The following is a 21,866-nucleotide window of genomic DNA, read 5'->3' as shown; positions in this document are numbered from 1 at the left end:
TGGCGCCGCATTACACTGCGAGTGCGCCGGCGGCATCGCTTGAGCGCGCGAACAATCGGGATATAGATGAAAGCGCAACAAATTACCAAGGCCGACGAACCGGATATTCGTAAACTGCAGCACTCAGTCATTAGCGCAATCAGCTATGCAGGCTTTCACGTGACCACGGCGAGCGGCGAGCCCGCAATGCTCGCCGTAGTAGACACGGACGGCAATGTGCTCGAGGCGGGTGCCGGGGTTGCGATCGCCGCCTGGAACGTCGCCATCAATTCGTATCGCAATTTCTTGAAGGGATCGGGTCACCTGCGGGTGCACACCGGTCCACCGAAAGATGTAGACATGTAGAGTGAGAAACGGCGCTTCGGGGCCGTTTTATTCGTTAAAGGATGCCCGATCGCAGCAGTTTGAGATTGCCAGTAACATAGGCTGATCTAACAAGACGGAGAATCGAATTGAGTAGCGTCGCGATCGTAATGGCGAAACTAGCCGGCATTCGCAGGGCCGTGGGCGCCGCACTGGAGGAGAAAGTGAATGTCGATCGAGCTGGCGGGAGGCTACGCACAAATTTCGGACCGGTCAGCAACGGCCACTACTTCGTGCAAGCTGCCACGCTCATCGATCAGCTTCGCACCCTCTTACCGGACTATTACGGGGATTTCCACAGGATCAACACGAAGCCCCTGCAACAGATGGCCGCAAAGAACGCTGACGGCTCTACCGTGTTCAATTACACACGCGACCAAGTGGAACAGCTCGCACGCGCCATCGACCAGGTACTAGAAATTCGCGCGAATAGCGAACTGGCTCAACCTGTCCCGGCGAAGCCCACGGAACAGAGGCGTGTTTTCATCTCTCACGGCCGCGCGACGGACTGGCGGGAGATGCAAGCATACATTGAGAAAGACATTGGGCTCGCGACGATCGAGCTAGCGCAAGAACCGAACACCGGCCAAACGATTATCGAGAAACTGGAAGCAAACGCCGCTTCATGTGATAGCGCAGTCATCGTTATGACGGGCGACGATTTGGATCAAGATGGGCAAACACGCGCGCGTGAAAACGTGATGCACGAAATCGGATTTTTTCAGGCCAAATATGGTCGTGCTCGTGTCTGTCTATTGCATGAGGAAGGTGTAAGCATCCCGACCAACCTCGCGGGTGTCGTATATGTGCCGTTCCCGAAAGGACACGTCGGCGCCGCTTTCGGTGTCCTAGTTCGCGAGTTAAAAGCTATGTATAAGCTCTGACACATCCTTCATCTGTCCCGTTAGCCCCAAGTTATTCGGGATTGAACGCGCAGATCGGTAGCGAGCAACGAAAACAGGAACAGGTTCCGGTCTGCCCTGCGACACGAGATGACAAACGGCGCCGAGGCGCCGTTTTTTAAAGGGATGCGAGCTGACTCTTGAACGATTCGCGGTGTCGCTTCCGCGATGAGAGTTCGCCGATCAGGAAGGCGAGGCAAAACTGAATCGCGTTGGCTCGCTTAAAGCATTCCTCCTCAGGCGCGGAATGGACGCCATCGCTGAGATTGGCGTACAACTTGCCGAGCGGATTAAGCCCCTCAGGTTTCAGATACGGCGGCATTGCTGCGTTCGCCTTTTCGATCTTCTTCGACATCGGGACGCCTGGGTTTTCCAGTTCGTCGAGTGCATCAAGCGTTTCCTGCGGCGCGCCGGACGCCACCGCATCTTCGCGCACCAGCTTCAATAGCTGAACGATGTTGTTTTCCAAGATTCGACGGAAATATGCGAAGGCCGCCACGCCGTAGCCAGTGGCAAGGCAAACAGTTGCTTTCTCGAAATTGTCGAGGTCGTCTTTGAAGAACCGTTGCAGGTTTTTATCCCGCTTGAGCTTCCTTCTCGGGAACTCACCAAACTTCTCAAGATTCAGCATACGTTCGTCGACGTCCACTGAGTAGCGAACCACGAACACACGTTTGTCCGTCCTGCACGAAAAGCACTGGAACGAATAGTACACGTCGCCCGACTGTTTTTTCAGCGCGTAAGACGCGCCCTCGTCTTTCAGATTAAAAAACGGGCGACGTTCTTCACACACCTCGCACTCGTCATTGATCTCTGAAATTTTCACGAACAGCAAATTGTCCACTGGAAACGGGAATGCCTTCCGCGTGTACAAAGGAGCAGTCTCAAAAAACTCCGCTACTACCGACTCGTCTAGTCTCGCCATTTTTGCTTGCCGCTTACCTGAAGGCGCTGATTTTAATCGTTATCTGCGGCTTATGCTAAAGTTTACATACAGTATCGCTCGGGCATCCGAGTGAAACGAATCCGACCTTCGGAGACGAAGCGGTCGGCGCGGCGGGGGTTGAGGTCTGCGACATAGAGAATGGTCCGGCGAGAAGCGATGAGTGGCGCGATAGATGAAGGCCTGGGCGTGCAGCCCGAGCGCCAAACCGCGGCAAACGTGGGTGCACCGTACGGCGGCGAAAAGTACGACCGCGGAACAACTGCGGGCCGCCGCGAATTGGGGCCATGCTGATCGGATTGGTAGCGCGATGCGTGGTCGACGCCCGATCGGAATGGCCCCGCGCAAGCAACCGCATATTATACCGTGGGCTGGGATGGGGGACTGGGTGGGCGAACGCCGACGAGCCCCGCCGCTACACGACGCCGCACCGCCCGGCGTGCCGCCGGGCGGACTCATCGAGGCGTCATGGCCGGAAAAACTCAGGAAGAACTTTCCCGCTTGAAGAACCGCTTGCGCCGGTTACTTCTTCTCCGGCTCCGGATTCCCTTGCGGCGCAGGCTGCGTGAACGGGAACGAGCTGAACATCGTCTTCGCCTGGTTCTGCATCTGCTCCTGCATCTGCACGAACATGTTCTTCGACTGCTCGATATAGCTCGTCATCATCCCCTGCATCATCGGGGCCTGCATGTTCATGAACTGCGACCAGACCTCCGGATTCATCGTCTTGCCTTCGTACAGGCCCTTCGATTGATCCGCGAGCTTGTTCTGAATGTCGATGAACGCCTGGATGTTCTTTTCCAAGTACGTTCCCATCATGCCCTGCATCGCATGCCCGTAAAAACGGATGATCTGCGACAGCATCAGCGAAGAGAACATCGGCAGACCGCCGCTCTCCTCTTCGAGAATGATCTGCAGCAGGATGCTGCGCGTCAGGTCCTCGTTGCTCTTGGCATCGATGACCTTGAAATCCTCCTGATCCAGCACGAGCTGCTTCACATCAGTCAACGTGATGTAAGTGCTGGTCTCTGTATCGTACAGTCGACGGTTCGGATATTTCTTAATGAGTCGTTCGGCTGTTTTCTTTGTAGTAGTGGTCATGTAAAGCCTTTGAGCGCGAATGAAGCGCAGAAACGGCGTCCTGTCGCACGCGCAGCATGACACTGCGCGTACAAGACGCCGCCAGAAACATCTGAACCATGCAACGTCCCGCCTCGTCCTTGCTGCGACAAGGCGGAACGCCCACGGATCAGCCCATATGCAGGCCGCCGTTCAGTGAGAAGTCGGCCCCCGTCGAGAAGCCCGATTCCTCCGACGCCAGCCATGCAACGATCGACCCGATTTCATCCGGCGTGCCGAGACGGCGCACCGGAATCGTCGCGACGATCTTTTCCAGCACATCGGGGCGGATCGATTTCACCATGTCCGTGCCGATGTAGCCCGGCGAAACCGTGTTGACCGTCACGCCCTTGGTGGCCACTTCCTGCGCGAGGGCCATCGTGAAACCGTGAATCCCCGCCTTCGCGGTCGAGTAGTTCGTCTGCCCGAACTGCCCCTTCTGGCCGTTCACCGACGAGATGTTGATCACACGGCCAAAGCCGCGCTCGACCATGCCGTCGATCACCTGCTTTGTCACATTGAAGAGGCTGGTCAGGTTGGTATCGATCACGGCCGTCCAGTCTTCGTGCGTCATCTTGCGAAACACGACGTCGCGCGTGATGCCCGCATTGTTGACCAGCACGTCGACTTCGCCGATTTCAGCTTTCACCTTGTCGAACGCGGTCTTGGTGGATTCCCAGTCACCCACGTTGCCTTCCGAAGCAACGAAGTCGAAGCCCAGAGCTTTCTGATCTTCGAGCCACTTCACGCGGCGCGGCGAGTTCGGGCCGCAACCCGCGATCACCTTGAAGCCATCCTTGTGCAGACGCTGGCAAATGCTCGTGCCGATGCCACCCATGCCGCCCGTTACGTACGCAATTCGTTGTGACATAAAACACACTCCATTATCGTTTTACGAGACGCCAGCCGCCTCGTGCTTCGCCCTTCGCGATATCCACGGCCATGCGGCGGATTACGCCGCCCGCACGGCCATCGGACCGCGCCACGCACCGGCCGCCTTGGCGAACACCGGCCTGCGTGGCGGCCTCCTTGTGAAACGGTCTTGCTTACGGACGCTCGACAGCCAGCGCCACGCCCATGCCGCCGCCGATACACAGCGAAGCCAGACCCCGCTTCGCATCGCGCTTCTGCATTTCGTGCAGCAGCGTGACGAGAATACGGCAGCCGGACGCGCCGATCGGATGGCCGATCGCGATCGCCCCGCCGTTCACGTTGATCTTCGATGTGTCCCAGCCCATCTGCTTGTGCACGGCCAGCGCCTGCGCGGCAAACGCTTCGTTGATTTCCATCAGGTCGAGATCGTTCACGCTCCAGCCCGCGCGCTCCAGACAGCGGCGCGACGCCGGCACGGGGCCCATGCCCATCACCTTCGGATCGACAGCCGCGTTCGCGTATGCCTTGATGCGCGCGATCGGCGTGAGACCCAGCGCCTCGGCCTTCTTCGCCGACATCACGACGACAGCGGCTGCGCCGTCGTTGATGCCGGACGCGTTCGCGGCCGTCACCGTGCCTTCCTTCGAGAACGCCGGCTTCAGGCCCGCAAGCGATTCAGCCGTGACGCCGTGGCGCACGAATTCGTCGGTCGTGAACGACAGCGGGTCGCCCTTCCTCTGCGGAATCTGGATCGGCACGATTTCATCATCGAAGCGGCCGGCCTTCTGTGCGGCTTCCGCCTTATTTTGCGAAAGTGCCGCGAACTTGTCCTGGTCTTCGCGCGTGATGCCGTATTCCTTCGCGACGTTCTCGGCCGTCACGCCCATGTGGTACTGGTTGTACACGTCCCACAAGCCGTCGACGATCATGCTGTCGATCAGCTTCGCATCACCCATGCGGAAGCCGTCGCGCGAGCCCGGCATCACGTGCGGCGCGGCGCTCATGTTTTCCTGGCCGCCCGCGACGACGATGTCCGCGTCGCCCGCGATGATCGCGTTGGCCGCCAGCATCACGGCCTTCAGGCCCGAGCCGCACACCTTGTTGATGGTCATGCCGGGCACGGCCATCGGCAGGCCGGCCTTGATCAGCGACTGGCGCGCCGGGTTCTGACCCGAACCCGCAGCCAAAACCTGACCCATGATGACTTCGCTCACCTGCTCGGGCTTCACGCCCGCGCGCTCCAGCACGGCGCGGATCACCGTGGCGCCCAGTTCCGGCGCCGCAATCTTCGCCAGCGACCCACCGAATTTGCCGACAGCCGTGCGGGCCGCCGATACGATCACTACGTCAGTCATTTCAATTTCCTCCGGGGCTGCGGCGAGTTGCTCCACAGTAGCCCGTCAAGTTGTTAATCCGGTCAGTCAGCGTTACTGCGATACAGCGTCTGTCTCACTCCGTCGTCACTCGTTATCTGTTTGCGTCGATCGCTCATCGACTTCGACGGCGACCGCTCGTGATTTGCTTCGACACCCGAACGATTACTCGCGCACCTGCACGTAGCGTCCGGGTGCGGATTCGATCACGGGGAATTCGGTCGACCCCGGCTCCGTGGGCGCCTTCACCTTCTTGCCGCCGTACTGGTCGAGCCAGTTCGTCCATTCGGGCCACCAGCTTCCCGGCGTTTCCGTCGCGCCTTCGAACCAGTCGTCCGGGTTCGCGGGTAGCGTCTTCTCGTCGCCCGCCACCGACCAGTAGCTGCGCTTGTTCTTCGACGGCGGATTGATCACGCCGGCGATGTGGCCCGATGCGCCGAGCACGAACTTGCGCGGCCCCGTCAAAAGCGGCACCGACGCATACGCCGATTGCCACGGCACGATATGGTCCTCGCGCGAACCGTAGATGAACGTCGGCACGTCGATGCGCGACAGGTCCACCTTTTCGCCGCACGTCGTCAACGCGCCGGGCTCGCGCAGCCGGTTCTCGAGATACGTGTTGCGCAGATACCAGACATACATCGGCCCCGGCAGGCTCGTCGAATCGCTGTTCCAGTACAGCAGGTCGAACGGCATCGGCGTGCGGCCCTTCAGGTAATTGTCGACGACGTAGTTCCACACGAGGTCGTTCGGACGCAGGAACGAGAACGTGTTCGCGAGCTCGATGCCGCGCATCAGGCCCGGGGGCATGCCGTTCTTGCCGCCGATCGTCTGCTCGCGCATCTGCACGTGCGCTTCGTCGACGAAGATGTCGAGCACGCCCGTATCGCTGAAGTCGAGCAACGACGTGAGCAGCGTCATCGACGCGGCGGGATGTTCGCCGCGCGCCGCGGCGACAGCCAGCGCCGCCGCCAGCAGCGTGCCGCCGATGCAGAAGCCAAGCGTATTGATCTGCTCGCGGCCGCTGATCTGGCGCGCGGTATCGAGAGCCGTCAGCACGCCCTCGGACACGTAGTCGTCCCACGTCTTCTGCGCGATCGACTGGTCCGCGTTGCGCCACGAAATCAGAAAGACCTGATGCCCCGATTCGAGCGCATGCGCAACGAGCGAGTTGTCGGGCTGCAGATCGAGAATGTAGTACTTGTTGATGCACGGCGGCACGATCAGCAGCGGCCTCTCGTGGACCGTCGCGGTGCGCGGCTTGTACTGGATCAGCTGCATCAGTTCGTTCTCGAACACGACGGAGCCTTCCGTCATCGCGAGATTCTTGCCGACGCCGAAACGCGTTTCGTCCGTCTGCGAGATCTTGCCGCGCTGCATGTCGCCGAGCAGGTTCATCACGCCCTGGCGCAGGCTCTCGCCGTTGCTTTCGAGCAGCGTCTTCTGCGCTTCGGGATTGAGCGCGAAGAAGTTGCTCGGCGATGCGGCGGCCGTCCATTGCTGCACGGCGAAGCGGATGCGCTCGCGCGTCTTCTGGTCGGTTTCGATCGCGTCGACGAGTTCCTGCAGATAGCGCGCGTTCAGCAAGTACCACGCGGCCGTATATGTGTAGACAGGCGTCGTCTTCCAGGCTTCGGAACTGAAGCGCCGGTCCTTGAGCTCGATGCCCGTCGACGCCGCCTGGGTCGCCTGCTGCAGCAACTGCATCGCGTCACGCGAATAGTCGGACTGCAACTGCTGAAGGCGCGCGGGCGGAATCGAGGCGCTCGGCACCTTCAGCCCCGCGAGTTGCTGCGTGAACTGTTGCGCAAATTGTGGCGCGAACTGTTGAGCAAGCTGCGGATTGAAAACCTGTCCGAAGAATGCGTTGAACGGCTGGCCCGAAGCCTCGCCGTCCGGTTGGCCCTGCGCCTGAGCGAACTGTTTGGCGATCTGCTCGACGAAGGGATTGGAAAATGGCAGCGAACCCGCCTGCGCCGTCGCCGATTTCGCGAAGTCCGGCATGGGAGGAATGCTGAACGGATTGCCATTTGCTGCGGCCGGTGCGCCTAGCGAACGCCATGCGTTCATCCAGGCGTCGAACCATTGCTGAACCCCTGCCGCATTCGCTTCTTGCTGAGCGCGGTCTGACGAGGTGTCCTTGCGAGAAGAATTCGAGGAAGTTTGAGATGCAACCATGCCTGCTTTTGACCGAAAAGTCCTCGCGGACGGGTTGAGAGGCAGGTACTGGCGCGAAGAACGCGATCGGATCACGACCACGTGCGCCCTTGCCCTGTGAAGAACATTCTTGCGCCCCATCGCAAGGCATGTCAATGCTTGCTCCCGATTTTGCCGCAGTGCGGGATTTTTTTCATTATCGTTTTCCCGATGTGCAGCAAGGCGTTTGGCGGTCGGGCGCACGGTCGTGCTGTGCAATGCAAAAAGAGCCCGCTATGACGGGCTCTTGTCCTGATCCACACGGGCACGAAACGCTTACGCACTGCGCAACCGCATAGGTCTTCTTACGTTCGCGCAATGCAGCATAAGAACGCTCGCAAAGCATCGTCGCGACCAGTGGGGCGCAGCAAAAAGGCCCTTGCGCAGCGGGACTTAGAGCGCCCCAATATCGTCCGCGAGCCAGATCATCGCGGCCATTCGGCCCGTCTCGCGATCGCGTCGATATGAGTAAAAACGCTCGCGCTCAGTGAACGTGCAATGACCGCCACCCGTCACCTGTGTCACGCCGAGTCGAGCAAGCCGCAGACGTGCAAGCCTGGGCAGATCCGCGAGGTATTTGCCCGCGTTCGCCGGGTGATCGGCGAACGCGCTTGCGACCTCATCGCGTTGTGCGCCACCGACACCCTTCATGAAGGCGTCACGCACGTCTGGTCCGACCTCGAAAGTCGCGGGACCGATGCACGGACCGAGGTAAGCATGCAGCGCTGACATGTCAGTGCCCGCGAGCGACGCGACACGTTGCGCCGTATTTTCGACGACACCTGCCGCGAGCCCTCGCCAGCCGGCATGCGCTGCGCCGACTGCGCGGCCTTGCGGATCGCACAGCAGGACGGGCATGCAGTCCGCGATCATCACGACGCACAGCGTGCCCGTGTGGTCGGTCGCGCTCGCGTCGGCCCGAATGGTCGGCTCACCGCGCTTTGCGGCGGCGAGTGCGTCTTCGGCGTTCACGACGGTCGCGCCGTGGACCTGCGACAGCCACGCCGCTTCGTGGAGCCCCGCGAGCCGCATCACGCGCGCGCGGTTCTGTTCGACATGCGCGAGATCGTCGCCCGACTTCTTGCCGAGATTCAGCCCGCCCGGCCCGTCGACGCCATTGCGCCACGTGCCGAACGGCGGCAGGCTCACGCCGCCGTTGCGCGTCGTGACGAACGCATGCACACGCGGCGATACCCGCCACTCGGGCCGCAACACGTCATTCATCGTCAGGTCAGGCAGCGTCATGCGCGATTGTCCTCGTCGTGTGATCCGCGTGATCCGTCCACTTCGTCTTCGTCGACGTAGTTTTCCGCATCGGGCGATGCATCGGTTTCGTCGTCGTAGAACGCTTCGTCTTCGTCGTAGTCTTCCGCGTACTCGGCTTCGTGATCGCGGCCCAGCCCCAGCGCTTCGGACAAGGCGGCGATATCTTCCGGCACGTCGGCGCGCCATTGCATCGTGCGCCCGGTTCGCGGATGAACCAGCGCGAGCCGCCATGCATGCAGCGCCTGACGCGCGAAGCCGCCCGGCAGCGGCGTCACCGAGCGCTTGCCGCGCGCGCGGCCATACACCGGGTCGCCGAGCAGCGGATGGCCGACATGCGCGCAATGCACGCGGATCTGATGTGTGCGCCCCGTCTCCAGATCGCAATGAATCGCCGACACGGGCTGGGGCTCCCAAAGCGTCGAATCGATGCGCCTGAAGTGCGTGCGCGCGGGCTTGCCCGCCGCACCCGTCACGACGGCCATGCGCGTGCGCTCGCGCGGATCGCGGCCGATGGGCGCGTCGATCGTGCCTTCTTCCGGCATGTTGCCCCACACCAGCGCGAGATAGCGGCGCTTCACCGTGCGCGCCTGCAACTGGCGCACGAGATCGGTTTGCGCTTCGAGCGTGCGCGCGACCACCATCAGCCCCGACGTCTCCTTGTCCAGCCGATGCACGATGCCCGCGCGCGGCAAGCCCGCGGCGGCGTCGCCATAGCGGTGCAGCAGGCCGTTCAGCACGGTGCCGCTCCAGTTGCCGGCGGCGGGATGCACGACGAGCCCGGCAGGCTTGTTGATCACGACGAGCGTCTCGTCTTCATAGACGATATCGAGCGGCACGGGTTCCGGCGTGAACGCGAGTTGCTCGGGCAGCAGATCGGGCACGAGCTCGATCGTCGCGCCGAGCGGCACCGGCTGGCGGATCTTCGCGGGCTGTCCGTCGACGCGCACGCGCTGCGCCTCGATCCAGCTTTGCAGACGGCTGCGCGAAAACTCGGGAAAGACCTTCGCGAGCACTTTGTCGAGCCGGTCGCCCGCAAGCTCGGGCGGCACGGTGACGACGCGCGGCGCTTCGTCGGCCCGCGGCACGGCGCTTTCGACATCGGCGTTCGAGGCTTCGGAAGCGAGTGCGTCGCCGCCGAAATCGTCGTCGAGCGCATCGCTCGCGCTATCGTCCGGCAATGCGTCGGCGGGATTGACGCTTGGGCTATAATCCTTGCTGCTCTTCCGCGCGACCTGTGCGGGGCGCGGAGTATTGGAACGGGTCATCGAGACTGGGTCACCTGGACGTAAAGCTAGACTGGAAAATGCGAGCCTTGAACATCATTACTCAAACTGTTCGAAAGACGGTGGCCCAACAGATGGCCAGGAAGGTGGCCAGCTATGTCGCTTGCGCGGCAGCCGTGACGCTGGTGGCGGCCTGTCATGGTCTGCCTCAGAAGACGGACGAAACGGCGACGTGGACCAACAATAAATTATATACGGAGGCGCAAGACGCCCTGAGCGGCGGCGACTTCGGCAAGTGCGCGAAATACTTCGAGGCGCTCGAAGGCCGCGACCCGTTCGGCCACTTCGCACAGCAGGCGCAGATCAACGTCGCGTACTGCAACTGGAAGGACAGCGAAACGGATGCTGCCGACCAGGCCGTCAACCGCTTCATCCAGTTGCACCCGGACCATCCGGACATCGCCTACGCGTATTACCTGAAGGGCATGATCCACTTCAACGACGACCTCGGTCTGTTCGGCCGCTTCTCGGGCCAGGACATGAGCGAGCGCGATCCGAAGTCGCTGCGCGAGTCGTATGACGCTTTCAAGGTGGTCGTCGACAAGTATCCGCAAAGCAAGTACGCGCCCGATGCGGCTCAGCGCATGCGCTACATCGTGAACGCGCTGGCTTCGCACGAAGTGCACGCGGCCGACTACTACTATCGCCGCGGCGCGTACGTGGCCGCCATCAACCGCGCGCAGCTCGCGATCAGGGAATACAAGAACGCGCCCGCAATCGAAGACGCGCTGCACATCATGATGCTGTCGTATCAGAAGCTGGACCAGCCGCAGCTCGCCGACGACACGAAGCGCGTGCTGGCAGGCACGTTCCCGGACAGCCCGTATATCACGGGCCATGCGCGTCCGGGCAAGGAAAAGGCATGGTGGCAGTTCTGACCCGCTGATCGTCAGCCGAAATAAAAAACGCCACGGTTCGATACCGTGGCGTTTTTGTTTGTGGCGGCCCGCTTTGGTGCCCGCTTTACGTGGGCGCGCTTAATGATGGCCCCTTTCGCGTCGGTCAAGCCCGGTCAGTCACGCTCGAAAAGCGCAATCGACTCGACATGCGACGTGTGCGGAAACATGTTCACGACGCCCGCGCCCTTCAGCCGATAGCCGGCTTCATGCACGAGCAGGCCGGCGTCGCGGGCAAGCGTCGCCGGGTTGCACGACACGTAGACGATGCGCTTCGGCAGCGGCCCTTCGCCGCTTTGCGCGATATCCGCGAGCGCCTTCGATACGGCCAGCGCCCCTTCGCGCGGCGGATCGATCAGGTACTTGTCGAAGTGGCCGAGCGCGCGGATATCGTCCGCCGTGACTTCGAACAGGTTGCGGCACGCAAACGCTGTATGGCCGTCGACGCCGTTTTCCTTCGCGTTTTCGAGCGCGCGCGTGGTCAGCACGTCGCTGCCTTCGATGCCCACCACTTCTTGCGAAACCCTGGCCAGCGGCAGTGTGAAATTGCCGATGCCGCAGAACAGGTCGAGCACGCGATCGGTCTTTGCGGGCGCGAGCAGGCGCAGCGCGCGGCCGACCAGCACGCGGTTGATCTGGTGATTGACCTGCGTGAAATCGGTCGGACGGAACGGCATGCGGATGCCGAACTCGGGCAGCGTGTAGTCGAGCTGGCGGTCGAGCGGGTAGAACGGATAGACGGTATCCGGCCCCTTCGGCTGCAGCCAGAACTGGACATTGTGCTGGTCGGCGAAATCGCGCAGCAGCTGTTCGTCGGCGGCGTTGATCGGCTCCAGGATGCGCAGCACGAGCGCCGTCACCGACGAGCCGACGGCCAGTTCGATTTGCGGCATGCGATCGCGAATCGACAGCCCCTCGACCAGGTGGCGCAGCGGCACCAGCATGTCCGACACATGCGGCGGCAGCACTTCGCAGCTCGTCATGTCGGCGACGTAGCTGCTCTTCTTCTCGTGGAAGCCCACCAGCACGCCGCCCTTCTTCACGACGTTGCGCACCGTCAGCCGTGCGCGATAGCGGTAGCCCCACGACGGGCCGTGGATCGGCCGGAAGATGGTTTCCGCACGCAGCTTCGCCAGATGCATCAGATTGTCTTCCAGCACGCGCTGCTTGACGGCGATCTGCGCGCGCACGTCGAGATGCTGCATCGAACAACCGCCGCACGTGCCAAAAAACTTGCACTGTGGGCGGGTACGGATCACGCTCTCTTTAAGAACATCGACGACCTGCGCCTGTTCGAAACTCGGCTTCTTTCGGTAGCTCGAATAGGTGACGCGTTCGCCGGGCAGCGCGCCCTCGACGAAGATGACCTTGCCGGGCGAGCCGTCTTCCGTGACGGTGCGGCCGACGCCGCGCGCTTCCATGTCGAGCGAATCGATATCGAGTTCGGGGGCCTTGAACGGGCCGGCGGCAGCCTCGTCGCGCGCCTGCTTGCTCTTGCGGGGCGAGCGCGATTTACCAATGGGGGTAACAGTTTCAGACACCTGCGACTTCCTGACAGACTGTGTAAAAGTGGGACCCGAAATGAAAAATCGGCGGGACCAAACATGAGATTGTAGACGAACGACAAACACCGACGGAGATTTGACGATGCGACTGATCAGCTGGAACGTCCAGTGGGGACGCAGTGCGCACGGGGACGTGAACCTGTCCCGCACGATCGACGAAGCGCGGCGGCTCGCCGATTTCGACGTGCTGTGCATGCAGGAAATCACGCGCGGCTTTTCGGTGCTGGCGGGCCATCCGGGCGACGACCAGTTTGCCGAGCTGGCCGATCTGCTGCCCGGCTACACGGTATTGGGCGCGATCGGCGCGGATCTGGCGCCGCTCAAGCTCGACGCGCCCGCCGCGCCGCGCCGGCAGTTCGGCAACGCGCTCGCGACGCGTTTGCCCATCGAGCGCGTGATCCGTCATTCGCTGCCGTGGCCCGCCGACCCGGAAGCGCCGTCGATGCAGCGCGTCGCGCTCGAAGCCGTGCTGCGTGCGCCCAGCGGCCCGCTGCGCGTGATCGTCACGCATCTGGAGTTCTATTCGCTCAAGCAACGGCTCGCGCAGGTGAACCATCTGCGCGCGATGCAGCAGGAGGCGGCCGCGCATGCCAGGCACCCCGCGCCGGCCGAAAATGCCATCGGACCTTTCACCGACACGGGGCGGCCTGTCAGCGCGATCGTCTGCGGCGATTTCAACAGCGCATACGACAGCGACGCATACCGGCGCATGCTGGAGCCGCTCGACGGCAGCCCGTCTTTCATCGACGCATGGACCGCGCTGCACCCCAACCAGACGCCGCCGATGACGGCTGGCGTCTACGACAAGGCGCAGTGGTCGGACGGGCCGCTCACGTGCGATTTCCTTTTCGTCACGGAAGACCTGCGCACGCGGCTGCGAAGCTGCGAGATCGACGGCGCGACGCGCGCATCCGATCATCAGCCGATCGTGCTGGAAATGGATTGACCCGGCCTGCCTGCACGCGACGCGCACGCATCCTCCGCGGCGCGTGCACGCATGCGCACGCAGCGATCAGTTCTCGAACGCTGCCAGATATTCGGCCCAATGCGGCGCCGACTCCTGCGCGAGCGCGTTCTTCACGAACGCGATTTCGTCCGCGTACTCTTCGGGCGAAAAGCCGCCGCGCATCAGCTGGAAACGGCAGTACAGCAGATACGTGTTGACGACGTCCGTCTCGCAGTAGTTGCGGATCTCATCGATGCGGCCCGCAAGGAACGCGTGCCATACCTGGCCGCCGTCCATCCCCAGCTTGCCGGGAAAGCCGCACAGCTTCGCGAGCGCGTCGAGCGGCGCGTTCGCGCGCGCCTGATACATCGCGAGCAGATCCATCAGGTCGGTGTGACGCGCGTGATAGCGGCTGATGTAGTTGTTCCACTTGAAGTCGCGGTCGTCTTCGCCGAGATCCCAGTAGCGATTCGCGCGAATGCCGTTGACGAGCGCGCGGTAGTGCAGCACGGGCAGATCGAAGCCGCCGCCGTTCCACGACACGAGTTGCGGCGTGTACTTCTCGATGGTCCGGAAGAACGACTGCACGAGCGCCGCTTCGCCGTCTTCAGGCGTGCCGAGCGAGCGCACGCGAAAGCCGTTGTTGTCGCGGAACACACATGAAATCGCCGCGATGCGCTGCAGGTGATGCGGCAGGAAATCGCTGCCCGTCTTTTCGCGCCGCGCCGCGAAAGCATGCTCGGCGACCTCTTCGTCGGACATCGTGGCGGGAAGACTTTCAAGCCGGCGAATGCCGGCGACATCGGGAATCGTCTCAATGTCGAAAACCAGAATTGGAGTCATTGTTGAGGGTGTGTTTGCAGGTGAAACGTGCATGCGAACGCCCGAAACTGGCCGCCCTCCAAGGGGACTTCCTTCGGGGCGCAGAAGCAAGGAGCGCCGTTTGGCCGAGCCAGACAAGCGACGCACGACGCCGCCAAGCGGCCGGTTTCGGGCGTTCCCCTGGAATCAATTTATAAGTCAGGGGTTGCCCCGTAAAGGGCTGCTCGCGGCGTCACGCTCTTTGCGAATACATCCTTGCGAGCGGCCCTTTACGGGGCAACGCATGTACGTTTCATCTGCAAACAGACCCTAGAGAACGGCGTCCTTGCGCACGCCATTGGAGGCAAAGAAGCGCTTCAGACGCACGAGCGCCTCTTGCTGGATCTGGCGCACACGCTCCCGCGTGAGGCCCATTTCGTCGGCGAGTTCTTCGAGTGTGGCCGGCTCGATGTGATTGAGTCCGAAGCGGCGCTCGATCACATGCCGATGCTTGTCCGACAGCCGCGCGAGCCATGCGCGCGTGAGCGTTTCGAGTTCGCGATGCTGCACTTCCGCGTCCGGCGACTGGCTCTGGTCGTCCGACAGCAGGTCGAGCAGGCTGCTCGCGGGATCGAGATCGAGCGGCGCGTCGAGCGACGCCGTGTGCTCGTTCAACGCGAGGATGTCGGTCACTTCGTCCGTTGTCTTGCCCGTCAGGTACGCGATATCGTCGATGCTCGCGTCGCGGCGGTCGGCCGCCTCGCCCGAGTTCATCGAATTCTTTTCGAGGTGGCGCTTCGCGCGCAGCACCTGATTCAGCTCGCGGATCACATGCACGGGCAGCCGCACCGTGCGCGCCTGATTCATGATCGCGCGCTCGATGCTCTGGCGGATCCACCACGTCGCGTAAGTCGAGAAACGGAAGCCGCGCGTCGGGTCGAATTTTTCGATCGCGTGCATCAGGCCGAGGTTGCCCTCTTCGATCAGATCGAGCAGCGGCACGCCGCGATTCAGATAACCCTTCGCGATGCTGACCACCAGCCGCAGATTGCGCTCGATCATCACCTGACGCGCTTCGAACTCGCCCGCTTTCGCAAGACGCGAGTACCGCTGCTCTTCCTCGACGGTGAGCAGCGGCTTCACGCTGATCCGGTTCAGGTAGTGCTGGATCGTGTCGGCGGTGAGCTCGGCCTGCAGCAGCGCACGGAAATCGTCGGCGTCGGGTGCGGAATCGTTTGCGCCTTCGCGCGACTCGGATGATTCTTCATCCGAACCCGATGCGCGTTCGTCGAGACCGTTGGCGCTTTCGAGATCGTCGACCGCGTCGTCCTCGACGTCGGAAGCGCCAGCGTCGTCCACCGAAACATGCGTGGCACGGCTGAGTGACTCAGTCTCTGCTTGCGGTGTGCGGCGCTTCGATTTCGGCATGGTCGTATCGCTTCGCTTATTGCGGCGGCAAATACTTCAATGGGTCGACAGGCTTACCCTGGCGGCGAACTTCGAAATGCAACATCACGCGGTCCGAATCACTGTTGCCCATTTCGGCGATCTTCTGACCTTTGGTTACCGCGTCACCCTCTTTTACCATCAAAGCACGATTATGTGCATACGCTGTGAGATACGTCGCGTCATGCTTGATGATAATGAGATTGCCGTAACCGCGCAGCCCATTTCCTGCATAAACCACCCGGCCATCAGCGGAAGCCTTTACCGGTTCGCCCGCCGATCCCCCGATGTTCACGCCTTTGTTCTTCGAATCGTCAAAGCCGTTGAGCAGCGGCCCTCGAACTGGCCATACAAACGACACGTTTCCGTTCGACGCCGTCGTATCGCTGGCAGCCTGCGGCGGGATCGTCGTCGCCTGCGTGCCCGACGCGCCCGGCGCCGCACCGAAGAGCGGCGGCTGGTTCGCCGGCGCTGCCTGCGGTGCGCCGTTCAGCGGCGCGCTCTGCACCGCACCACCGCCGATCGGCGCCGTCGCGACACCCGGCACGACAGGCGCGCCGTTCGCGCCCGGCGGCGCCACGCGCAGCAACTGGTCGACCTCGATCTGGTTCGGGTTCGTCAGGTTGTTCCACGTGGCGATGTCGCGATAATTTTGACCGTTTTCGAGCGCGATCCTATACAACGTGTCGCCTGGCTTCACTCGGTAGTAGCCCGGAGGCGGCGGACCGAGCGGCCCGGCAGGCTGCGCGCCGGGCGCACCACCCGCTTGCGTGACGGTGCCTATGGTGCCGGAGCGATCGACGACGGGCGCCTGATCGAGGCGCGTGGCACATGCCGCCAACACGGAAAGCATGGCCACGCAAACGGTGCGCTGAACGATGGTCAACGGGACATTCTGGCTGGTTCTTTGCATCGCGCGAAACATACTCATCAGGTTCAAATCACTCCGGATTTTAAGGGGACAAAGAAAACGCGATCAAGCCGCGATTCGCGCCATTGCGCGGGCCCCGTGCGCTCGACGAGCGTGAGCACCTGCGACTGTCCGTCCTGCGATCCGACGGGTGCTACGAGCCGCGCGCCGATGGCGAGCTGCTCGAGCAGCGCCTGCGGCACATCGAGTCCCGCCGCCGCGATCACGATCGCATCGAACGGCGCCGCCGATGGCAAACCGACGCGTCCATCGCCGTAATGCAGACGGATGTTCGGGATGCGCAGCGGACGCAGATTCGTCTTCGCGCGCTCGTAAAGCGGTTTGATGCGTTCAATCGAATACACGTCGCGCGCGACCTGGCTCAGCACGGCAGCCTGGTAGCCGCAGCCGGTGCCGATTTCGAGCACGTTCGCGAGCGTGCGGCCCTGCGCGGCCAACTCGATCATCCGCGCGACCACGGACGGCTTCGAGATCGTCTGGTGATGGCCGATGGGCAGCGCAGCATCTTCATACGCCTGCGTCGCGAGACCGGGGTCCACGAACATGTGGCGCGGCACCATCGCCATCGCGTTGAGCACGCGCGGGTCCGACACGCCGTTCGCTCGCAGCCGTTCGACCATCCGCTCGCGCACACGTTCGGAGGTCAGCGTCAACGCGCTGCTGAGCGCAACGTTCGGCGCGCCCGTGCGATCCGACGATGTCGTCACGGGTCGGGGCAACTGGTTGCGCGCGCCGTCGTTGCGGATTGCGGTCGTGCCGGTTGTGCCGGTGGTGCCGGTTGTGCTCTTCGCGCTCTTTGTATTGACGATTCCCGCTGCGTTTTTTGCAATCGAAGTCGTTCGCGTGGATGCGCCGGCATTCGCGTTCTTCGCACCCGCATTGAGCACGCCGACAGCGCCCTTCGCGGCCGCCGGCGACTTGACGCCCGCAGTGCCGCTCACGCCGCTGCGCGTGCGGCTCGCCTGCGAGTTCGCATTCGATGCCGCCGGCTTGACGGGCGTCTTCGCGCCGCGCGCATCGCCCGCGCGAACGTCGGCCCGGCGCGGCTCGCGCACCAGGTCTTCGAGTCCAAGCGGGAAGCGCTTTGCGCGCTCGCCAGTCATGAAGTGCCGCTCCCGGCGCGCACCCAGTCGCACGCCGTGGGCAGCATGGCCGTGTCGGTCAGATCGAGTTGCAGCGGCGTGATCGACACGAGGCCATTCGCGACTGCATGAAAGTCGGTGCCTTCGCTGGCATCGCGCGCGCCGCCCGACGGACCGATCCAGTAGATCGGCTCGCCGCGCGGATTGGTCTGCCGGATCACCGGCTGCGACGGATGCCGCTTGCCGAGACGCGTGATGCGCCAGTCGCGCAACTGCTCGTAAGGCAGGTTCGGTATGTTGACGTTCAGCAACGGATGGCCCGGCAGCGGACGTTCGAGATAATGCGCGACGATTTCGGCGGCGACGCGCGTGGCGTCCTCGAGGTGCACCCAGTCTTTGTCGACGAGCGAAAACGCGATCGCGGGCACGCCGAACATGATGCCTTCCGTCGCGGCGGCGACCGTGCCCGAGTACAGCGTGTCCTCGCCCATGTTCTGGCCGTTGTTGATGCCCGATACGACGAGGTCCGGCGTATGGTCGAGCATGCCCGTCAGCGCGATGTGTACGGAATCGGTCGGCGTGCCGTTCACGTAGTAGAAGCCGTTGGCCGAGCGCAGCACCGACAGCGGCCGCGAGAGCGTCAGCGAGTTCGACGCGCCGCTGCAATTCTGTTCGGGTGCCATCACGGTGACATCCGCGAGCGGCTTGAGCGCTTCGTAAAGCGCGGCAAGGCCGGGCGCCAGATAACCGTCGTCATTGCTGAGTAGGATTCGCATGCGGCGATTGTAACCGAGGAAACAAGGCACGCGAACGACACGCTGGCCCGCCGCATGCCTATGTCTGAATGCATGTCTTCACGGGCTTCGCGCCGTACTGGAAGCGCACGGTCGTTCGCACTTGATTTACACTGCTTCGCTACGAGGGTTCATATCGTTGCCGGCGTTTTGTTGTCGACGCCTGGTTGCCTGAACAGTGCGTGAAGATCGCCGCAGCACGCTGATCGACAGCACGCTTACGAACCCGTCAAGCTTGCAATGAACACTTATCGATTGGAGACACGATGCGCGCAATCCGCTGCAACCAGTATGGTCCGCCCGAGACACTCAGCATCGAGGAACTGCCCGATCTTCAGCCGCAAGCCGGCCAGATCGTGATCGACGTGAAAGCCGCGAGCGTCAATTTTCCTGACGTGCTGATCATCCAGAACAAGTATCAGTTCAAGCCGCCCCTGCCCTTCACGCCCGGCGCGGAAGTCGCGGGCATCGTGCGAACCGTCGGCGAAGGCGTCACGCAGTTCAAGCCCGGCATGCGCGTGGTCGCCTATACGCAGCAAGGCGGCTTCGCCGAGCAGGCGCTCGCCGATGCCAGCGCATGCGTGGCGCTGCCCGGCGACGCCGATATGGAGACGGCCGCCGTCTTCACGCTCGCATATGGCACGTCGCATCATGCCGTCGTCGATCGCGCGGCGTTGAAAGCGGGCGAAACGATGCTCGTGCTGGGCGCGGCGGGCGGCGTCGGGCTCGCGGCCGTCGAAATCGGCAAGGCGCTCGGCGCGCGCGTGATCGCGGCGGCGTCGAGCGACGAGAAGCTCGCGACCTGTGTCACGCATGGCGCCGACGCAACCATCAACTACGCGACGGAAGACCTGCGCGAACGCATCAACGCGCTGACGGACGGCAAGGGTCCCGACGTGATCTATGACCCCGTCGGCGGCAGTTATGCGGAGCCCGCATTTCGCAGCATCGGCTGGCGTGGGCGCTATCTCGTCGTCGGCTTCGCGAACGGCGAAATTCCGAAGCTGCCGCTCAATCTGGCGTTGCTGAAAGGCGCTAGCATCGTCGGCGTGTTCTGGGGCGATTTCGCGCGCCGCGAACCGCAGCGCAACGCGGCCGCGTTCCAGGAAATGCTCGGCTGGATTCGCGAGGGCAAGCTCAAGCCGCTCGTGTCGGCGCGCTATCCGCTCGAAGACACGCCGCGCGCGCTCAACGACATGGCGCAGCGGCGCGTGCTCGGCAAGATCGTGATCACGCCGTAAGCACGAACGGGCTGCTCAACGACGAACGACAAACGGCGCGTGGCCTTTGCAGGTCACGCGCCGTTCTTCCGTCGATGCACCGGCGATCAGATCTTTTCCGTCTCGCCGCTCTTCGGCTGCCATTTCATCAGGCGCCGCTCCAGCATGCCGACGATCGCATCCAGTATCAGCGCGAAGGCTGTCAGCACGAGAATGCCGGCGAACACGGTGTTGATATCGAAGGTGCCTTCCGCCTGCAGGATCAGATAGCCGACGCCGCGCGCCGAGCCCAGATACTCGCCGACCACCGACCCGACGAACGCAAGCCCCACCGACGTGTGCAGGCTCGAAAACACCCAGCTCATCGCGCTCGGCAGATAGACGGCGCGCAAGAGCTGCTTGCGGTTCGCGCCGAGCATGCGCGCGTTCGCGAGCACGACGGGGCTCACTTCCTTCACGCCCTGATAAACGTTGAAGAACACGATGAAGAACACCAGCGTCACGCCGAGCGCGACCTTCGACCAGATGCCGAGACCGAACCATACGCCGAAGATCGGCGCAAGAATCACGCGCGGCATCGAGTTCGCCGCCTTGATGTACGGATCGAACAGCGCACTGGCGAGCGGCGACAGCGCGAGCCACAAGCCGACGCCGAGCCCCAGCACCGTGCCGAGCGCGAACGCGAGCACCGTCTCGATCAGCGTGATCCACAAATGCAGATAGATCTCGCCGGACGCAAACCACTCCCAGATCCGCACGAGTACTTTTTGCGGCTCGCCGAAGAAGAACGCGGCCTTGTTCGGGTCGTCGAAATAGAACGCGGGCAACAGCGTCGGGCTCGTCAGCACATACCAGAGCACGAAGCTCAGCACGAGCAGCAGCCACTGCCAGATCACGAGGTTGGCGCGGTTCGGACGCAAGACTTTCCACATCTCAGTTGCTCTCCTGCACAGCCGTCAGTTGCTGCTGATAACCCTTCAGTACTTCATCGCGCAGCACGCTCCAGATCTGCGCATGCAGTTCGACGAAGCGAGGATGCGAGCGCACCTCGGCGACGTCGCGCGGACGCGGCAGATCGATCGTGAACTCGCCGATAGGTCGCGTGCCTGGGCCTGCAGACAGCACGACGACGCGATCCGACATCGCGATCGCTTCGTCGAGATCGTGCGTGATGAACAGCACGGCTTTGCGCTTCGCGGCCCACAGATCGAGCAGCTCGTTTTCCATCAGCTGGCGCGTCTGGATGTCGAGCGCGGAGAACGGCTCGTCCATCAGGATGATGTCGGGATCGAGGATCAGCGTCTGCGCCATCGCAACCCGCTTTCTCATGCCGCCCGACAACTGATGCGGATAACGGTCCTCGAAGCCGCCGAGGCCGACGCGCTTGAGCCACTCTTCGGCACGCGAGCGGGCTTCGGCACGCGGCACGTCATGGAACGACAGGCCTGCCGTCACGTTATCGAGCGCCGAGCGCCACGGCATCAGCGCATCGGCCTGGAACATGTAGCCCGCGCGCCGGTTGATGCCCGACAGCTTCTCGCCGAACACCGTCACCGCACCCGACGACGGCTCAAGCAGCCCCGCGCCGACGTTCAGCAATGTCGACTTGCCGCAGCCCGTCGGCCCGACGACCGATACGAATTCGCCCGGCGCGATGCGCAAGGTCGTGTCCTTGACGGCGGTGTATCGCTGGCTGCGATTCTCGCGCGACGCGAACGTGCAGGTGATGTTTTCGAGCGCCAGGGCGGCAACGGTCATCGTTCGGCTCACTTCTTCGATGCTTTGATGGTTCGAGGTTTTGGACAAGGTGCGACCCGCGTGACTGCGCGTGCTGCGTAAAAGGCGAGCGCGACCCGGGCGCTCGCCC

The 21,866-nt window shown here is 62.8% G+C and carries 20 protein-coding genes; 5 read left to right on the top strand and 15 right to left on the bottom strand.

Going from position 1 to position 21,866, the window contains the following annotated elements:
- Positions 1 to 66 precede the first annotated feature (66 nt).
- Both AB4Y32_RS23960 and AB4Y32_RS23955 read left to right on the top strand, forming a co-directional pair.
- On the top strand, positions 67 to 345 hold the full coding sequence (locus AB4Y32_RS23960; RefSeq protein ID WP_368723710.1) for a hypothetical protein: 279 nt from the start codon (positions 67 to 69) through the stop codon (positions 343 to 345).
- A gap of 107 nt (positions 346 to 452) precedes the next feature.
- Entirely contained in the window at positions 453 to 1,247 is a 795-nt protein-coding gene (locus AB4Y32_RS23955; protein WP_368723709.1) for a TIR domain-containing protein, read from the top strand.
- 136 nt (positions 1,248 to 1,383) lie between these two features.
- Here the strand turns inward: AB4Y32_RS23955 and AB4Y32_RS23950 are convergent, their stop codons facing one another.
- The 7 genes from AB4Y32_RS23950 to AB4Y32_RS23920 form a co-directional block, all read right to left on the bottom strand.
- Complete coding sequence (locus AB4Y32_RS23950; RefSeq protein WP_368723708.1) at positions 1,384 to 2,109, bottom strand: hypothetical protein; 726 nt, start codon at positions 2,107 to 2,109, stop codon at positions 1,384 to 1,386.
- A gap of 621 nt (positions 2,110 to 2,730) precedes the next feature.
- Positions 2,731 to 3,309 carry a polyhydroxyalkanoate synthesis repressor PhaR gene (phaR, locus tag AB4Y32_RS23945; protein ID WP_012400378.1) on the bottom strand — a complete coding sequence of 193 codons (579 nt, stop codon included), beginning with the start codon at positions 3,307 to 3,309 and terminating at the stop codon, positions 2,731 to 2,733.
- 148 nt (positions 3,310 to 3,457) lie between these two features.
- Positions 3,458 to 4,198, bottom strand: coding sequence for a 3-ketoacyl-ACP reductase (locus AB4Y32_RS23940; protein WP_368723707.1), 741 nt, complete (start codon positions 4,196 to 4,198; stop codon positions 3,458 to 3,460).
- A 175-nt stretch (positions 4,199 to 4,373) separates the two neighbouring features.
- On the bottom strand, positions 4,374 to 5,555 hold the full coding sequence (locus tag AB4Y32_RS23935; protein ID WP_368723706.1) for an acetyl-CoA C-acetyltransferase: 1,182 nt from the start codon (positions 5,553 to 5,555) through the stop codon (positions 4,374 to 4,376).
- Between the two features lie 183 nt (positions 5,556 to 5,738).
- Positions 5,739 to 7,751 carry a class I poly(R)-hydroxyalkanoic acid synthase gene (phaC, locus tag AB4Y32_RS23930; protein ID WP_439899830.1) on the bottom strand — a complete coding sequence of 671 codons (2,013 nt, stop codon included), beginning with the start codon at positions 7,749 to 7,751 and terminating at the stop codon, positions 5,739 to 5,741.
- Between the two features lie 411 nt (positions 7,752 to 8,162).
- On the bottom strand, positions 8,163 to 9,014 hold the full coding sequence (pgeF, locus tag AB4Y32_RS23925; RefSeq protein ID WP_368723705.1) for a peptidoglycan editing factor PgeF: 852 nt from the start codon (positions 9,012 to 9,014) through the stop codon (positions 8,163 to 8,165).
- Entirely contained in the window at positions 9,011 to 10,300 is a 1,290-nt protein-coding gene (locus AB4Y32_RS23920; protein ID WP_368723704.1) for an RluA family pseudouridine synthase, read from the bottom strand. Before AB4Y32_RS23920 ends, pgeF begins: the two co-directional genes overlap by 4 nt.
- 92 nt (positions 10,301 to 10,392) lie before the next feature.
- Here AB4Y32_RS23920 and AB4Y32_RS23915 point away from each other — a divergent pair, with 92 nt between their 5' ends.
- On the top strand, positions 10,393 to 11,196 hold the full coding sequence (locus AB4Y32_RS23915; protein ID WP_439899829.1) for an outer membrane protein assembly factor BamD: 804 nt from the start codon (positions 10,393 to 10,395) through the stop codon (positions 11,194 to 11,196).
- Positions 11,197 to 11,330: 134 nt separating this feature from the next.
- On the opposite strand, the gene rlmD is transcribed toward AB4Y32_RS23915, so the two are convergent.
- Complete coding sequence (rlmD, locus tag AB4Y32_RS23910; protein WP_439899835.1) at positions 11,331 to 12,635, bottom strand: 23S rRNA (uracil(1939)-C(5))-methyltransferase RlmD; 1,305 nt, start codon at positions 12,633 to 12,635, stop codon at positions 11,331 to 11,333.
- Positions 12,636 to 12,861: 226 nt separating this feature from the next.
- Here rlmD and AB4Y32_RS23905 point away from each other — a divergent pair, with 226 nt between their 5' ends.
- Entirely contained in the window at positions 12,862 to 13,725 is an 864-nt protein-coding gene (locus tag AB4Y32_RS23905) for an endonuclease/exonuclease/phosphatase family protein (RefSeq protein WP_368723701.1), read from the top strand.
- A gap of 66 nt (positions 13,726 to 13,791) precedes the next feature.
- On the opposite strand, the gene AB4Y32_RS23900 is transcribed toward AB4Y32_RS23905, so the two are convergent.
- The 5 genes from AB4Y32_RS23900 to surE all read right to left on the bottom strand — a co-directional run bounded on the left by AB4Y32_RS23900 (position 13,792) and on the right by surE (position 18,761).
- On the bottom strand, positions 13,792 to 14,568 hold the full coding sequence (locus AB4Y32_RS23900; protein ID WP_368723700.1) for a 3'-5' exonuclease: 777 nt from the start codon (positions 14,566 to 14,568) through the stop codon (positions 13,792 to 13,794).
- Between the two features lie 288 nt (positions 14,569 to 14,856).
- Positions 14,857 to 15,954 (bottom strand): RNA polymerase sigma factor RpoS, encoded by a 1,098-nt coding sequence (gene rpoS / locus AB4Y32_RS23895; protein WP_368723699.1) that lies wholly within the window; start codon positions 15,952 to 15,954, stop codon positions 14,857 to 14,859.
- A gap of 16 nt (positions 15,955 to 15,970) precedes the next feature.
- Positions 15,971 to 16,903 (bottom strand): peptidoglycan DD-metalloendopeptidase family protein, encoded by a 933-nt coding sequence (locus AB4Y32_RS23890; RefSeq protein ID WP_368723698.1) that lies wholly within the window; start codon positions 16,901 to 16,903, stop codon positions 15,971 to 15,973.
- Positions 16,904 to 16,908: 5 nt separating this feature from the next.
- On the bottom strand, positions 16,909 to 18,006 hold the full coding sequence (locus AB4Y32_RS23885) for a protein-L-isoaspartate(D-aspartate) O-methyltransferase (RefSeq protein ID WP_368723697.1): 1,098 nt from the start codon (positions 18,004 to 18,006) through the stop codon (positions 16,909 to 16,911).
- Positions 18,003 to 18,761 carry a 5'/3'-nucleotidase SurE gene (gene surE, locus AB4Y32_RS23880; protein WP_368723696.1) on the bottom strand — a complete coding sequence of 253 codons (759 nt, stop codon included), beginning with the start codon at positions 18,759 to 18,761 and terminating at the stop codon, positions 18,003 to 18,005. The genes AB4Y32_RS23885 and surE overlap by 4 nt, the downstream gene beginning before the upstream one ends.
- A gap of 284 nt (positions 18,762 to 19,045) precedes the next feature.
- Here surE and AB4Y32_RS23875 point away from each other — a divergent pair, with 284 nt between their 5' ends.
- Positions 19,046 to 20,020 carry an NADPH:quinone oxidoreductase family protein gene (locus AB4Y32_RS23875; protein WP_368723695.1) on the top strand — a complete coding sequence of 325 codons (975 nt, stop codon included), beginning with the start codon at positions 19,046 to 19,048 and terminating at the stop codon, positions 20,018 to 20,020.
- An 86-nt stretch (positions 20,021 to 20,106) separates the two neighbouring features.
- On the opposite strand, the gene AB4Y32_RS23870 is transcribed toward AB4Y32_RS23875, so the two are convergent.
- Positions 20,107 to 20,931, bottom strand: coding sequence for an ABC transporter permease (locus AB4Y32_RS23870; protein ID WP_152759829.1), 825 nt, complete (start codon positions 20,929 to 20,931; stop codon positions 20,107 to 20,109).
- A 1-nt stretch (position 20,932) separates the two neighbouring features.
- Entirely contained in the window at positions 20,933 to 21,757 is an 825-nt protein-coding gene (locus AB4Y32_RS23865) for an ABC transporter ATP-binding protein (protein WP_368723694.1), read from the bottom strand.
- Positions 21,758 to 21,866 lie beyond the last annotated feature (109 nt).

This window comes from Paraburkholderia phymatum (assembly GCF_040965635.1).
Lineage (GTDB): Bacteria > Pseudomonadota > Gammaproteobacteria > Burkholderiales > Burkholderiaceae > Paraburkholderia > Paraburkholderia phymatum_B.
This window is presented reverse-complemented; position numbering and strand designations above follow the sequence as displayed.

What these genes read in the sequence shown, in the direction of transcription:
- AB4Y32_RS23960 (WP_368723710.1), top strand. Translation starts at nt 67, where the DNA reads ATGAAAGCGCAACAAATTACCAAGGCCGACGAACCGGATATTCGTAAA.
- phaR (WP_012400378.1), bottom strand. Translation starts at nt 3,309, where the DNA reads ATGACCACTACTACAAAGAAAACAGCCGAACGACTCATTAAGAAATAT.
- AB4Y32_RS23940 (WP_368723707.1), bottom strand. Translation starts at nt 4,198, where the DNA reads ATGTCACAACGAATTGCGTACGTAACGGGCGGCATGGGTGGCATCGGC.
- AB4Y32_RS23935 (WP_368723706.1), bottom strand. Translation starts at nt 5,555, where the DNA reads ATGACTGACGTAGTGATCGTATCGGCGGCCCGCACGGCTGTCGGCAAA.
- phaC (WP_439899830.1), bottom strand. Translation starts at nt 7,751, where the DNA reads ATGGTTGCATCTCAAACTTCCTCGAATTCTTCTCGCAAGGACACCTCG.
- pgeF (WP_368723705.1), bottom strand. Translation starts at nt 9,014, where the DNA reads ATGACGCTGCCTGACCTGACGATGAATGACGTGTTGCGGCCCGAGTGG.
- AB4Y32_RS23920 (WP_368723704.1), bottom strand. Translation starts at nt 10,300, where the DNA reads ATGACCCGTTCCAATACTCCGCGCCCCGCACAGGTCGCGCGGAAGAGC.
- AB4Y32_RS23915 (WP_439899829.1), top strand. Translation starts at nt 10,393, where the DNA reads ATGGCCAGGAAGGTGGCCAGCTATGTCGCTTGCGCGGCAGCCGTGACG.
- rlmD (WP_439899835.1), bottom strand. Translation starts at nt 12,635, where the DNA reads ATGGAAGCGCGCGGCGTCGGCCGCACCGTCACGGAAGACGGCTCGCCC.
- AB4Y32_RS23905 (WP_368723701.1), top strand. Translation starts at nt 12,862, where the DNA reads ATGCGACTGATCAGCTGGAACGTCCAGTGGGGACGCAGTGCGCACGGG.
- AB4Y32_RS23900 (WP_368723700.1), bottom strand. Translation starts at nt 14,568, where the DNA reads ATGACTCCAATTCTGGTTTTCGACATTGAGACGATTCCCGATGTCGCC.
- rpoS (WP_368723699.1), bottom strand. Translation starts at nt 15,954, where the DNA reads ATGCCGAAATCGAAGCGCCGCACACCGCAAGCAGAGACTGAGTCACTC.
- AB4Y32_RS23890 (WP_368723698.1), bottom strand. Translation starts at nt 16,903, where the DNA reads ATGAGTATGTTTCGCGCGATGCAAAGAACCAGCCAGAATGTCCCGTTG.
- AB4Y32_RS23885 (WP_368723697.1), bottom strand. Translation starts at nt 18,006, where the DNA reads ATGACTGGCGAGCGCGCAAAGCGCTTCCCGCTTGGACTCGAAGACCTG.
- surE (WP_368723696.1), bottom strand. Translation starts at nt 18,761, where the DNA reads ATGCGAATCCTACTCAGCAATGACGACGGTTATCTGGCGCCCGGCCTT.
- AB4Y32_RS23875 (WP_368723695.1), top strand. Translation starts at nt 19,046, where the DNA reads ATGCGCGCAATCCGCTGCAACCAGTATGGTCCGCCCGAGACACTCAGC.
- AB4Y32_RS23870 (WP_152759829.1), bottom strand. Translation starts at nt 20,931, where the DNA reads ATGTGGAAAGTCTTGCGTCCGAACCGCGCCAACCTCGTGATCTGGCAG.
- AB4Y32_RS23865 (WP_368723694.1), bottom strand. Translation starts at nt 21,757, where the DNA reads ATGACCGTTGCCGCCCTGGCGCTCGAAAACATCACCTGCACGTTCGCG.